We start from the raw sequence: 12,171 nt of genomic DNA, 5'->3' as shown, positions 1-12,171 counted from the left end.
CTCGCAGCATCAACTGGGCCGTAGAACGCTTCCAGGAACCCGTTGAGGCCGTCGAACGCCTAGTTGGTCAAGCAACTCGCCCATATCGGCAGTCAGGAACGTGTCGATCAATTTCGGCCGCAGGCCACGGCTGATCACCAGTTCCCGAATGCCGTGGTCGGCGAACCATGACAACCATTCGGCGCGTTCAGATGGTGCCATCTTGTTGCGCCGCCGACTTGGCCTGCCGTTTTCGGCTTCGTACGAAGAACGAAACTCGGGCTTGAATTTCGTCATATAGAGAAGGTGACCCCGCAAATGGAAAACAGGCAGGACTTTGGATTTTATGTGGGGGGCTTTAGGGATTGCGATGTTTAGTTCGTCCAAGGTCGGACCAGCGAAGATGGCATGGAGGTGAGGTTCGAAGACCATCGCACCGTGGATGTCGACAGCAGACACTTCAACAACCGCAATGCCTTTGGATGTCACGCCCCGACTTTTTAGATTGCGGTGTATCGTTCCAAGGATGGCCGCAGGCCGCCGAGGCGAGAAGCCGAGCAACTGCCCCGCTGGAACGCGGTGGTTTAGATCGGCAATGGTGATCGAATGTAGATCAGGGTCGCCGTCCATGACGTCAGCGATGGAGGTAATCGCCGCCAACCGAGCGCGGAACTGCTCGTAGACGCATGCAGCGCTTCTCGGCGCAGCACAATCAAGCGAGTCGAAATCGCGATGGACGGCCTGTTCAAAGGCAAGGCCGTCGAACCCAGACGCTTCAACCAACGACTTGTTGTTAGACTGCCGCTGCGCGAGGCCACGGACAGAGAATGTCACCGCCGAAGGATCGCCTTTGTAGCGGACGCCCGCAGCTTCAGCGGCTGCTTGTGCCTCAGTGATGATCGATTTCAAGGCATCGCGGATTTCAAACTCGGTATCAAAAATGCGCTTCGAAAGGTGGGGGCGCCAAGGAGCTTGGGGTGCCATCACACACCCCCGCAGGCGGTAGTGCTCGTGCGAACACGGGCTCTCAGAAAAGATTTCAGTTCCCTGACGCGATAGGAGACGGTGCCTCCTGTTTTGACGGAACGGCGCCTCACTTGTTGGCTCCCCGGGCGCGCTTTCCTTTTGATGGCCGATAGCCCGCCGGGTCGATCTTCGTAATGATCCGAATACGCACCTTATATTTTTTGTCGAAGGCAGGCTCGCTTGCGATCAACAGGACATCCGTTGGAACGCCCGGCGGATCGAAAATCCTGACAAAGGAGACCGTCTGGTCATCGCCCAAAGCCAGCAGGGCAACATGAATAATCTTGGCTGCGGTGAGCGCGTGATGATCGGCCACATGATGGACGAGCTGATAAAAATCAAGCAAGCCTTTGCCGCAGCAAGCCACTTCAGGCTCTTCGGAGCACATGGCATAGGCAAGGATGAAATTGGCATCATATCGCGGCTTGTATTTTTCTTCGAGCGGAAGGCTCGTCACCATTGCGTTGACGTCGTCAAGAGTCTGCTGGAAGGTAAAAACTACCGGCAGAGACTCCCGGAGCCGCAGCACCAAAAAATCGATCACCTCGGGTTCTTTGTCGAGTAGGTCGAGTGGAGCATTGTCGTTTTCGGCCAAAAACGAGGACATGATCAATCTCCCAGATTCTGAGAGGTCGACGAGCGGGTTCTTGACTTGATAAAGAGAGCGAATTCGGGGGCAGGATATGCGACCCTCGATCCCAGTTTCACAAATTGTGGACCCGAACCTTGGACTCTCCAATTCGCTAGAGTCTTGGTGCTGATCGTCAGAATATCGGCAGCGGCTTTGGGAGTGAGAAGAGCGCAAACGTCGCGCCCGTACCCGCTTTTTGGTTGTTCTTCTTCAAACGTAGACATCCGCGCTCCTTGCTCTCGGGAGGCTAGGAGGCTGTTTGGACGGGCTTGAACTAAGACGCCGCGCGCAACTCCATAACCTCACCGGATTGATCGGTGAAATTTCGCATGGCCGAAAAGGAGTCACTCGAGCTGTGGCTTAGAGCCACGCCAATGATTTTTTCGGGTATGTCGCGGATTTTCGCCCTCTGCCAATGGCAGCGCCAATTCAACTGTGCATCAAAACCGGCAAAATGGTCAAGCATGAAATGGTGGTTGCTAAGTGCTTGCTAGGCAAGATGCCGAACGGCGGTGCAAGCTATAACCCATTGATTTTGTTGGCGCACCCGACAGGATTCGAACCTGTGACCTCTGCCTTCGGAGGGCAGCGCTCTATCCAGCTGAGCTACGGGTGCTTTCAGGACCTGTGATCCGGAAAACGAACCAGCCGGTAAACCGGCCAGCCACGGCTTCTTAGCGGAAGCCGGCGCGGGCTTCAACGGGCAAGTGGCCTGCGGCAGGACTGCAAACCCGGATTAACGCGCTTTCGGATTTCTGATTCCCTGGAGGTTCCATGATCAGGAGCCTTGCCGCTCTCGAAGGGGCACGAGAGGGCGTACAAGCCTACGAGAAACGAAAAACCCGCCTCGGCGGCGGGTGGTGGCGCAAATCAGCACCATGACCAAATCTATAGCACCGGGCAATCGAACTCACCCTGCCGCCGGGGCGGGATGGTCCGCCGGCGGCGCAAGGCCGCGATGGATCAGCGCCGCGCAGGCACTGGCTATGGTTCCGGCAAACCAGGCAACGGCATACCAGGCGGCGGCAAACCGGGGAGCGGCGAAGCGGTCTGCGGCTGCCCCGCGTACATCAGCCGCGTCTTCGTGTCCGCCATCGTCGGCGACAGGCTCCGCTGGATCAGCGCCTCGACATGGTCGTTGCGCTGGCGCGCGCTGTCGGCGCCCATCACCACCACCACCAGCCGGCGGCCGTCGGCGTCATAGGAGGTGACGATGTTGAAGCCCGACGCCCTGATATAGCCGGTCTTGATGCCGTCGACGCCGCGCACCCGGCCCAGCATGTCGTTGTGGCCGCGTACCAGCCGGCCGCGGAACATGAAGTCGCTTTCGGAGAAATAGTGGAATTGCTGCGGGAAGCGGGCGCGCAGCGCCATGCCCAGCACCGCCATGTCGCGCGCGCTCGTGTGCTGGTCGGCGTCCGGCAGGCCCGATGCGTTGCGGAACACGGTGCTGCTCATGCCGATCTGGCGCGCTTTGGCGGTCATGGCGCCGGCAAACGCCTCTTCTGAGCCGCCGAGATATTCGGCGACGGCCACCGCCACGTCATTGGCCGATTTGACGACGATCGCCCGGATCGCCGAATCGACATCGATCGTCTCGCCGCGCCTGAAACGCAGTTTGGTCGGCGGCTGCCCGGCGGCGTGGGCCGAAACCGGGATCTGCGTGTCCTTGCCGACGCGGCCCGACTCCAGCGCCTCGAACAGCAGATAGAGCGTCATCATCTTGGTCAGCGAGGCCGGATAGCGCTGCGCCGTCGAATTGACCTCGAACAGCTGCTTGCCGGTCCTGGCGTCGATGACGATGGCCGCATATTTCTGCGGCGCCGCCGGCACCGCCAGCACAACGTCGGGCGGCGCGGTGGTGCAGCCGGCAACAAACAGCAGCAGCATCAACGCCACGACAAATCTCTGGACGAGGGAAGGGAAGCGGAGCAAGGCGGTTCCGAAGCAGGCTGTTGCTGAGAGGGCCGAAACCTAGCCTAACCCGATTGCTTCGTCCATTTGGTTAATGCTGTATCCCCTTCACCCGTTCACGGCAGAACCCCCTCACCCGGATTGCCAACCGAATTGCAAAGGGGGCAATTCGGGGCAATCCGACCTCTCCCCGAGGGGAGAGGAGGTCGCCGACGCCGGTGCTCGTCTCTTCTCCCCTCGGGGAGAAGGTGGACGCGAAGCGGCCGGATGAGGGGGGGTCTTGTCTCTTCCGTAGGCCGTCTGCCCACCCGCCCCGAAATCGCCCGTTTCCTGTTCTGTTTTGCCTTCGGGGTCGCGCTGCCGTTAAAGTGGTGCGACATTTGGCTTGGGGGTTTTTTATGACGAGTGGAATGGAACTCGGCGCGCAGGCGCCGTCGCTGATCAGGGCATCGCTCAGCCGCACCGGCAAATGGGCCGGCAGCATCGCCTTTGTCGGCGGTGCGGCCTCCGACATCCTCAATCCGCTGGCGCCCTTCGCCGCCTATATCGCGCTGGCCGCTTCGGTGGCGGCGCTCATCATCGCCATCGCCATCGTGCTCAGGCTGGTGCTGGCGACCAAGGCGCTGCCGGCGTTGATTTTCGCCACCAGTGCCGCGGCCGTCGCCGGCGGCGTCTATGGCCTGCAACAGCAGACCAATTCGCAGAACGGGTTGATCGCCGGCCTGGTGCCGGCCATCGCTCAGTTGCAGCAGTCGATGGGCATCGTCTCGGCCAAGGTGGCCAAGATCGAACAGACGGTCACGCAGACGCAGCAGACGGTCGAGGCGGTCAAGCAGACGACCGACACGGTGGCCAAGGCGACCGAGGAGATCGCTTCGACCCAGCAGCAGCAGACCGAGCAAGGGGCGCAGACGCAAAAGACAGTCGAAGCGGTCAAGCAGACCACCGATACGCTGGCCGCCGGCCAGCAGCAGCAGGCGGCCCAGGCCGAAAAGCTGCAGGCGACCACCGAGCAGATCGCCGTCTCGATCGATACCATCGCCAAGGGTTTTGCCGCGCTCGCCGCGCAGGGCGGGACGATCGCCGAGCCCAAGCGGCCGGATGAATTCTACCACAATGCCCGCGTCTACGAACTGTCGGGCGACATGCTCAACGCGCGGCGCTCCTATCTGGCGTTCGCCGGTTTCGATGTCGACGCCGTCGACCCCTACACGCGCTTTGCCACGCTGCTTCGCGTGCAGGACGGCAAGGCGGGTGCGCGCGAAGTGTTCGGGGCACTGGCCGACAAGGGCAAGGCGCTGTCGATCAAGCTGGTCCACGCACTGCAGTTCGACGACACCCAGCGCCTCGAAAAACTCAACGCCTTCATTGCGGCCCATCCCGATTTTCCGCCGGCCTATTTCCTGTTGTCGCAGGAATTTTCGGAAGACCGCCTTGGTTCGCAGTCGCTGTCCGACAAGCGCAACGAGGCGACGGCGCTGACCAAATTCATGTCCTATGAAAAGGATGGCGGGCTGCTCAAATATTTCGTCGACCAGACTCAGCTCGCCGATTGGCTGGACCGCAGCCGCAGCCGGCTGGCGGCCCTTGGCGATGTGCTCGATCCCACGCGTTTCGCGCCGACGCTGACGCCGATGCGGTCGAACCAGGGTTGGTCGATGACCATCTCGCTTCCCGAACCCGCCACCGCCATCTCCTGGCGCATGGGCGACAGCGGGCCGTTCACCGACACTGGTTTCCTGGCGCTGAACGACCAGAAGACCGGCAAGCCGATGCCCAATCCGAGCTTCGAACTGCCCGACAGCACCGGGCCTGGCACCATCGCGATCAAATATCTCGATCTCCGGGGACGCGAAACCGGCCCGTTCAACATCAGCTTCGATCCCGAGGCAGCGCTTCAGCAAGGCGCCAAGCAGGTCCTCGACCAGTTCTGGACATCGTGGATCGCCTTCGACGCCAGCGGCAATCATGGCCTCGTCTATTTCTCGCAGATGCTGTCGTTCCGCTGCGCCATCAAGCAGGTGCATTACGGCCTGAATGGTGCTGCGCTCGACAAGGAGATCAAGATGCCGCCTTGCGACAAGAAGGACCCCTACGCCATCCCCTACGACTACCTGCCCTATTTCAAGGTCGCCGACAGCGTGAAGTCGATGTCGGTCCAGGTCACCTACACCGACGGCACTCAGTCGCCGGTGCGCGAATACAAGCGGCAGTAGGGCCCTGGCTGCCGCGTCTAAGACGGGCAATGAATTCAATTGATGTGGTCGTGCTACGGGAGTTGGCGCTGCCCCTCATCGCCCTGCCGGGCACTTCTCCCCGTATAAGTGACGGGGAGAAGGACGCCGTCATCGATGGTTTCGCCAATCACCAACGGAGCAAGATGGACGCCAGGGTTGCGCCCAGCCTACTTCTCCCCGTTCACGGGGAGAAGGTCCCGGCAGGGGGATGAGGGGCAGCGCCAACAAATGAGGATTGGTTCCCCTCCGCGCAGTCGCCGAAGACCAACTCTGATGCAAAATGCCGGCCGCCACGCTTGCGCAACCGGCGCGGAGCGGCTTTTGCTGGCGCGGGCAGATTCGGCAGGTGCATGATGGATACGATCACGATCAAGGCAAAAGGCATTTCGGTTTCGCTCGACCTCACGGTCGGCCATCTCGCCGACATGGCGGTCGACATCGACGGCCGCCGGCTGCAGCCGCTGCATCGAGCGCCCTGGGTCGACGCGCGCGAGACTCTTCCGGAAAACCTGCCCGAAGGCACGGTTCGCCTGTCAGGCGATTTCCTCTGCGCGCCGTTTTCGCGCAGCGATATCGAGGACGCACCGCTGCATGGCTGGCCCGCCAACAGCGCCTGGGATGTCGTCGACAGCCAGGCGACATCAGATGGCTGGCGCGCCACCTTCCGACTGCAGCGCAAGGTCATGGGCGCCACGGTCGACAAGATCCTAACCCTTCGCGACGACCACCCCTTCCTCTACCAGGAGCATGTCTTTTCCGGCGGTTCGGGCGCCATCTCGGTCGCCCATCATCCGATGACGGCGATGAAGAACGGTGGCAGGTTGGCCTTTTCGCGTAAGCGCTTTGCAGCAACGCTGGATGACCCGCTGGAGCCCGATCCGGCCCGTGGCCGGTTCCTGCTCGCCTATCCCGCGCGCTCCACCGACATGACACACTTTCCCGACGCTGCCGGCGGCACCATCGACCTGACCGACTATCGCATGGACCAGCTGCGCGAGGATTTCATCACCCTGGTCGAGGCCGATCACGGCGGGCCGGGCTGGACAGCACTTGCGCGCCGCGCCGAAGAAGATCTGGTGCTGGTGCTCAAGAACCCGGCCGAATTGCCCGTCACCATGCTGTGGCTCAGCAATGGCGGCCGCGACTACGCACCGTGGAACGGCCGTCATCGCGGCGTGCTTGGCATCGAGGACGGGCGCGCTTCTGTCGGCCATGCCGCATCCGTGGGCGACAACTGGCTGAAGCGGGAAGGGGTGGCGACCGCGTTTGCATTGGATGAAGGCAGCAAGGTTTCTTTCCGTCATGTCATCGGCGCCGTGCCCCAGTCCGGCGGCGAGCCGCCGCGCGACATCGCCACCGCGCAAGGCCGGATGCGCATCCTTGCTGCCGACGGCACAGAGCGGGACATCGCCTTCGACAGCGATTTCCTGCGCATCGGGCGCTCTGTCCCTGCCTGAGTGCGTTGCGTCATTGCGGGTTTGAAATTTCCGCGAACTATCGCCAAGATGCGGCCGAAACAACCCTGCGGAACACCCAGCCAGGAAGGCTCTCATGTCCGAAATTGCCCATCTCGCCGCCACCATCTTCAAGCGTGCCGGCAAGGCGCAGCGCTTCATCGTCGCCATTGCCGGTCCTCCGGCCGCCGGCAAGTCGACGCTGTCGACCAGCCTGCATGATTTGCTGCCGGAAGGGGCTGCCGAAGTCGTGCCGATGGATGGTTTCCACTATGACGATATCGTGCTCAACCGGCGAGGTCTTCGTGCGAGAAAGGGCGCCCCTGAAACCTTCGACTTTGCCGGCTTCGAGACGCTGCTGAAGCGCATCCGCGCCAGCGAACCCGATATCGCCATTCCGGTGTTCGACCGAAACATGGAGCTGTCGCGCGCCGCTGCCGCAATCGTCACCGCCGAGACCAAATTCATCCTCGTCGAGGGCAATTATTTGCTGCTCGACGAAGAGCCGTGGTCGCGCCTGGCGCCGCTTTTCGATTTTACGGTTTACGTCGATGTGCCGCGCGCCGAGCTCGAGCGCCGCCTGGTGGAGCGCTGGCACGAGCATGGCCGGTCCGACGAGGACGCGCGCGCCTGGATCGCCTCCAACGACATGCCCAACATCGATCGCGTGCTTGCTCGCCGCCGGCCCGCCGACCTGATAATCGGCGATCACGCATAATTCGCGGGAATTCCGAACGGGAACCTTAAGACTTTCAGGTCGTTATCCCTCACCGGCAATCGTGCCGACGCGAGGGAACCGTCCGATGGCTACCAAGGCAAGAAAACCCGTCAAGGGTAAGACAGCTCAACCCAAGGCAACGCAAGCGAAGGCGGGCGCTGGTCCGGCAATCGCGGCGCGGTCCAAGGACGCAAAGCCGGCTTTCGGCAAGGCAGCACCCAAGAAGGTGGTACCCGGCACAACGGCGAAGGTGGCAGCAAAAACCGCCAAGCCGAAGAAGCCGGCAAGCGGCGGCGGATCGATGGCAGGCAACGCCATGCGCACGGTCAAGGCGACGGCCAATGTTGCCGCCGGTGCAGTTGTCGCCACTGCCAGGGGCGCTGCGTCGCTCGCCGCTTCCGTCATCGGCAAAGGCGGCTCAAAAGCCAAGGCCAAGGCGAAATAGGCCGAGCCCCACAAGATAGGTTGGGCCGCTCCCTGTGGCCTTGGCAGTCAGCCGCGTGCCGGAATGGTTAGGCCTTTTTGCACCGCAGGCCGCGCGAGGCCGCGCTCCAGCCATGCCGCAACGATGGGGAAATCGTCGAAGCCGACGAGTTCCCTCGCATCATAGAAGCCGATCAAATTGCGCACCCAGCCGAGCATCGAGATATCGGCGCGAGCATCGAGATATCGGCGATGGTGTAATCGTCGTCCATGATCCAGGTGCGACCCTTCAGTCTTGTCTCCAGCACACCGATCAGCCGCCGCGATTCGTCGCGATAGCGTTCCAGTGGGCGCTTGTCGGCGATCTCGCGTCCGGCGAATTTGTTGAAAAAGCCGACTTGTCCGAAGATCGGCCCGATCGAGGCCATCTGGAAGAACACCCACTGGATCGTCTCGTAGCGCCGCACCGGGTCGGCGGGGATCAGTCTGCCGGTCTTGTCGGTCAGGTAGAGCAGGATGGCGCCGGATTCGAACAGGCCGATCGGCCTGCCGCCCGGACCGTCCGGGTCGATGATCGCCGGTATCTTGCCGTTGGGGTTCAGCGACAGAAACTCCGGCGTCCAGCTTTCGTTCTTGCCGATGTTCACCAGATGCGCCTCGTAGGGCAGTCCCAGCTCCTCCAGCGCGATCGACACCTTCACTCCGTTCGGCGTCGTCGCCGAATAGAGCTGGATGCGGTCTGGGTGGCTCGCCGGCCAGCGCGTGGCGATCGGAAAAGCGGACAGATCGGTCATCGAAACTCCAGGGCCGGGATTTCGCGCGGCATCGCGCGGGCATGGCGGGTTGCCAAGAGTTAGGCGGGCATGCAGCCACGATCAATATGGCGGCCGAAAAGTTTCGCTGGACCATAGTCAGGAGAGGCGCGTCCGGTCAGACCGCCTTGAACGCCACCACCGCATTGGTGCCGCCGAAGGCAAAACCGTTGCTGATCGCGGCGCGCACCTTGCGCTCGCGCGCGACGTTGGGCGTGATATCGAGATCGCAATCTGGATCGGCCTCACGAAAATTCGCCGTCGGTGGCACGATGCCTTCGCGGATCGCCATGACGCAGGCGATCATCTCCAGCGCGCCCGATGCGCCGAGGCAGTGGGCGTGCATTGATTTGGTCGACGATATGGACAGCTTGTAGGCATGGTCGCCGAAAACGCGCTTGATCGCCGCCGTCTCGATCTGGTCATTGGCCTTGGTGCCGGTGCCATGGGCATTGAGATAGTCGACGTCTTCCGGATTGAGCTCGGCCTCAGTGAGGCAGGCGCGCATCGCCGCCGTCGGTCCCTCGATGGTCGGCGCGACGATGTCGGATGCATCGGCTGATAGGCCGGCGCCGGCAATCTCGGCCAGGATGTTGGCGCCGCGTGCCATGGCGTGTTCGTAGCTTTCCAGCACCGCCATGCCGGCGCCTTCGCCGAGCGACAGGCCCTGGCGATCGGCCGAGAATGGCCGGCAGGTGTCGGGTGCCAGCACCCTGAGCGCTTCCCAGCCCTTCAGGATACCCCAGACCAGCGGTGCGTCGGTGCCGCCGGCAACCATGACGTCGGCACGGCCGAGCCTGATCTGGTCGACTGCCGACGCAAAGGCGTGGTTGGACGATGAGCAGGCGGAGGTGACGCCGAAGACTGGCCCGCGCAGGCCAAGATTCATGCTGACATGGCCAGCAGCCGCGCTCGGCATCACTTTCGGCACGGTGAAGATGCCGGCGCGATTCCGTCCTTCGACCAGGATCGCACGATAATTCTCCTCGATCGCCTCCCAGCCGCAGACGCCAACGCCGACAATGGCACCCATCCGGGATGTGGTGGCTTCGTCCGAGGTCAGCCCAGCATGCTGCATGGCCTCCCGCGCAGCGATCGTTGCCAGCAGGCTGAAGCGGTCCATCGACACGGTCTGTTTGTGGCCGATGCCATGGTCGGGAAGCGTCTTGATTTCGCAGCCGACCCTGACCTTCAGGTCATGCAATTGCGAATTGGTGATCGGGCCGATGGCCGAGCGGCCGGCGCGCATCTCGCCCCAGATCGCGGGCACATCGGTGCCGAGCCCGCATATGCCGCCGATGCCGGTGATGACGACGCGTTTGCGCATTCAGCTCAAGCTTTTTTCGCGATCAGCGCGCGAACAGCCTCGACCATGTCGCCGACATTCCTGAGATTGCTCCAGGCATCGACCGTGTTCATCTCGATCTCGATGCCATACTGTTCCTCGAGATCGAAGATGATCTCGGTCAGTTCCAGCGAATGGATACCAAGCGCAGTCAATTCCGTACTGGTGGTGATTTCTTCGCCGCCGGGCTCTGCGTGTGCCCTAATCTTGGCGATGATGTCCGTTGCCAGCTGGTCAGCCATTCGGTTTCTTCCCCAACTTTATCGTTTCCCGACGCCAATTGATCAGCGCCCCTGGTTCCCCGGATTCAAATCCTTGTCGCCTTTTACCCCCGCCAGGCGCTGCATGACCGTTCCAAGGTGGCTCCCTCTATAGAAACGGAAACGATGTCAAGCAACAAGCTATATATCGACAAAGCCGCCGGAGTGCTTAACGTTGGTGTCGTGGACACGATGGAACATAGCTTGACTTCGGTGCTGCCGGCCCAGCGCGTCGCTGGAATGGCAAGGCTTGTGTGTGCCAGCACGGATGGCCGCACGCGCCTTCGGCGCCTTTACCAGGACGGCTCCGCCAAGATACGAATGCCGGCCGTCGCGTCTGATCCGCTCGAAGCCGTGTTGATCAACACCGCCGGCGGGCTGACCGGTGGCGACCGCCTTGGCTGGGAGGTGGATGTCGGCGCTGGGGCTTCCGCCACCATAACGACGCAGGCCTGCGAAAAGATCTACCGCGCTGCCTCCGATCGCGCCGAGGTGCGGGTAAAGCTGACGGTCGGCGAGCACGGCCGCATTGCCTGGCTGCCACAGGAAACCATCGTCTTTGACCGATCGGCTTTTGCCCGCACGCTCGACGTCGAGCTTGCTGTTGACGCCGAGGCGCTGCTGCTTGAGGCCACCGTCTTCGGCCGCCTCGCCATGGGCGAGCGCGCAGCACACGGCCACTTCCACGACCGCTGGCGCGTCAGCCAGGAAGGGGCGCTGGTTCATGCCGAGGATTTCCGCATCGGGCCTGGCATCGCGGCCACGCTTGGCCGTTCGGCGGTGGCCGGTGGCGCCATCGCGGTGGCAACAGTGTTGATGGTGTCGCCGCGGGCGGCGGCCTTTCTCGATCCTGCCCGGCACATCATCGGCGGGCAGGGCGACGCCGGTGCGTGGAGCGTGAAGAAATCTGGCAAGCTTCTTGCGAGACTGTTTGCCGAGGACGGCTACCAGCTCCGCAAGCGGCTGGTTCCGCTCGTCGAATTGCTCAACGGGCGGGCGGGCCTGCCCAAATTATGGTCACTCTGATTCCGATTATGCCACTCCAGGAAAACGCATGAACCTGACGCCGAGGGAAAAGGACAAGCTGCTCATTGCCATGGCGGCGATCGTGGCGCGCAAGCGGCTCGAACGTGGCGTCAAGCTCAATCATCCGGAGGCCATCGCGCTGATCACCGACTTCGTCGTCGAAGGCGCCCGCGACGGCCGCCCGGTCGCCGAACTGATGGAGGCCGGCGCCCATGTCGTCACCCGGACGCAGGTGATGGAAGGCATCGCCGAGATGATCCATGACGTGCAGGTCGAGGCGACGTTTCCCGATGGCACCAAGCTGGTAACCGTGCACGAACCCATAAGGTAGGTGAGGAGAGGAAAC

Annotated in this window: 12 protein-coding genes, 1 tRNA gene and 1 pseudogene; 6 read left to right on the top strand and 8 right to left on the bottom strand. The window is 62.3% G+C overall.

Annotated elements, in window-relative coordinates:
- Positions 1–9: 9 nt before the first annotated feature.
- From LHFGNBLO_RS07190 to LHFGNBLO_RS07170, 5 genes are all read right to left on the bottom strand, one after another.
- Complete coding sequence (locus tag LHFGNBLO_RS07190) at positions 10–963, bottom strand: hypothetical protein (protein WP_258605485.1); 954 nt, start codon at positions 961–963, stop codon at positions 10–12.
- Positions 964–1,072: 109 nt separating this feature from the next.
- Positions 1,073–1,612, bottom strand: a complete 540-nt coding sequence (locus LHFGNBLO_RS07185; protein WP_258605484.1) for a hypothetical protein — start codon at positions 1,610–1,612, stop codon at positions 1,073–1,075.
- Between the two features lie 298 nt (positions 1,613–1,910).
- Positions 1,911–2,102, bottom strand: coding sequence for a hypothetical protein (locus LHFGNBLO_RS07180; RefSeq protein ID WP_258605483.1), 192 nt, complete (start codon positions 2,100–2,102; stop codon positions 1,911–1,913).
- A 73-nt stretch (positions 2,103–2,175) separates the two neighbouring features.
- Positions 2,176–2,252: transfer RNA gene (locus tag LHFGNBLO_RS07175), tRNA-Arg, on the bottom strand.
- Between the two features lie 368 nt (positions 2,253–2,620).
- Complete coding sequence (locus tag LHFGNBLO_RS07170) at positions 2,621–3,526, bottom strand: D-alanyl-D-alanine carboxypeptidase family protein (protein ID WP_258609640.1); 906 nt, start codon at positions 3,524–3,526, stop codon at positions 2,621–2,623.
- A 422-nt stretch (positions 3,527–3,948) separates the two neighbouring features.
- On the opposite strand from LHFGNBLO_RS07170, the gene LHFGNBLO_RS07165 reads away from it, so the two are divergent.
- The 4 genes from LHFGNBLO_RS07165 to LHFGNBLO_RS07150 all read left to right on the top strand — a co-directional run bounded on the left by LHFGNBLO_RS07165 (position 3,949) and on the right by LHFGNBLO_RS07150 (position 8,404).
- Positions 3,949–5,766 (top strand): methyl-accepting chemotaxis protein, encoded by a 1,818-nt coding sequence (locus LHFGNBLO_RS07165; RefSeq protein WP_258605481.1) that lies wholly within the window; start codon positions 3,949–3,951, stop codon positions 5,764–5,766.
- A 374-nt stretch (positions 5,767–6,140) separates the two neighbouring features.
- Positions 6,141–7,244, top strand: a complete 1,104-nt coding sequence (locus tag LHFGNBLO_RS07160) for a hypothetical protein (protein WP_413774707.1) — start codon at positions 6,141–6,143, stop codon at positions 7,242–7,244.
- A gap of 94 nt (positions 7,245–7,338) precedes the next feature.
- Complete coding sequence (locus tag LHFGNBLO_RS07155; RefSeq protein WP_258605480.1) at positions 7,339–7,959, top strand: nucleoside triphosphate hydrolase; 621 nt, start codon at positions 7,339–7,341, stop codon at positions 7,957–7,959.
- A gap of 85 nt (positions 7,960–8,044) precedes the next feature.
- Positions 8,045–8,404 (top strand): hypothetical protein, encoded by a 360-nt coding sequence (locus LHFGNBLO_RS07150; RefSeq protein ID WP_258605479.1) that lies wholly within the window; start codon positions 8,045–8,047, stop codon positions 8,402–8,404.
- Between the two features lie 47 nt (positions 8,405–8,451).
- Here the strand turns inward: LHFGNBLO_RS07150 and LHFGNBLO_RS07145 are convergent.
- The 3 genes and pseudogenes from LHFGNBLO_RS07145 to LHFGNBLO_RS07135 form a co-directional block, all read right to left on the bottom strand.
- Positions 8,452–9,176 (bottom strand): annotated as a pseudogene (locus LHFGNBLO_RS07145) (glutathione S-transferase family protein).
- Between the two features lie 136 nt (positions 9,177–9,312).
- Positions 9,313–10,521 carry a beta-ketoacyl-[acyl-carrier-protein] synthase family protein gene (locus tag LHFGNBLO_RS07140; RefSeq protein ID WP_258605477.1) on the bottom strand — a complete coding sequence of 403 codons (1,209 nt, stop codon included), beginning with the start codon at positions 10,519–10,521 and terminating at the stop codon, positions 9,313–9,315.
- 5 nt (positions 10,522–10,526) lie between these two features.
- The gene (locus LHFGNBLO_RS07135; RefSeq protein WP_258605475.1) at positions 10,527–10,781 is read right to left on the bottom strand and encodes an acyl carrier protein; all 255 of its coding nucleotides are present in this window, start codon (positions 10,779–10,781) and stop codon (positions 10,527–10,529) included.
- Between the two features lie 210 nt (positions 10,782–10,991).
- Here LHFGNBLO_RS07135 and LHFGNBLO_RS07130 point away from each other — a divergent pair, with 210 nt between their 5' ends.
- The gene (locus tag LHFGNBLO_RS07130; protein ID WP_413774670.1) at positions 10,992–11,825 is read left to right on the top strand and encodes an urease accessory protein UreD; all 834 of its coding nucleotides are present in this window, start codon (positions 10,992–10,994) and stop codon (positions 11,823–11,825) included.
- 28 nt (positions 11,826–11,853) lie between these two features.
- Positions 11,854–12,156 (top strand): urease subunit gamma, encoded by a 303-nt coding sequence (locus LHFGNBLO_RS07125; RefSeq protein ID WP_019862540.1) that lies wholly within the window; start codon positions 11,854–11,856, stop codon positions 12,154–12,156.
- Positions 12,157–12,171 lie beyond the last annotated feature (15 nt).

It is taken from the genome of Mesorhizobium sp. AR10, from assembly GCF_024746795.1.
GTDB lineage: Bacteria > Pseudomonadota > Alphaproteobacteria > Rhizobiales > Rhizobiaceae > Mesorhizobium.
This window is presented reverse-complemented; position numbering and strand designations above follow the sequence as displayed.

What these genes read in the sequence shown, in the direction of transcription:
- LHFGNBLO_RS07190 (WP_258605485.1), bottom strand. Translation starts at nt 963, where the DNA reads ATGGCACCCCAAGCTCCTTGGCGCCCCCACCTTTCGAAGCGCATTTTT.
- LHFGNBLO_RS07185 (WP_258605484.1), bottom strand. Translation starts at nt 1,612, where the DNA reads ATGTCCTCGTTTTTGGCCGAAAACGACAATGCTCCACTCGACCTACTC.
- LHFGNBLO_RS07180 (WP_258605483.1), bottom strand. Translation starts at nt 2,102, where the DNA reads ATGCTTGACCATTTTGCCGGTTTTGATGCACAGTTGAATTGGCGCTGC.
- LHFGNBLO_RS07170 (WP_258609640.1), bottom strand. Translation starts at nt 3,526, where the DNA reads ATGCTGCTGCTGTTTGTTGCCGGCTGCACCACCGCGCCGCCCGACGTT.
- LHFGNBLO_RS07165 (WP_258605481.1), top strand. Translation starts at nt 3,949, where the DNA reads ATGACGAGTGGAATGGAACTCGGCGCGCAGGCGCCGTCGCTGATCAGG.
- LHFGNBLO_RS07160 (WP_413774707.1), top strand. Translation starts at nt 6,141, where the DNA reads ATGGATACGATCACGATCAAGGCAAAAGGCATTTCGGTTTCGCTCGAC.
- LHFGNBLO_RS07155 (WP_258605480.1), top strand. Translation starts at nt 7,339, where the DNA reads ATGTCCGAAATTGCCCATCTCGCCGCCACCATCTTCAAGCGTGCCGGC.
- LHFGNBLO_RS07150 (WP_258605479.1), top strand. Translation starts at nt 8,045, where the DNA reads ATGGCTACCAAGGCAAGAAAACCCGTCAAGGGTAAGACAGCTCAACCC.
- LHFGNBLO_RS07140 (WP_258605477.1), bottom strand. Translation starts at nt 10,521, where the DNA reads ATGCGCAAACGCGTCGTCATCACCGGCATCGGCGGCATATGCGGGCTC.
- LHFGNBLO_RS07135 (WP_258605475.1), bottom strand. Translation starts at nt 10,781, where the DNA reads ATGGCTGACCAGCTGGCAACGGACATCATCGCCAAGATTAGGGCACAC.
- LHFGNBLO_RS07130 (WP_413774670.1), top strand. Translation starts at nt 10,992, where the DNA reads ATGGAACATAGCTTGACTTCGGTGCTGCCGGCCCAGCGCGTCGCTGGA.
- LHFGNBLO_RS07125 (WP_019862540.1), top strand. Translation starts at nt 11,854, where the DNA reads ATGAACCTGACGCCGAGGGAAAAGGACAAGCTGCTCATTGCCATGGCG.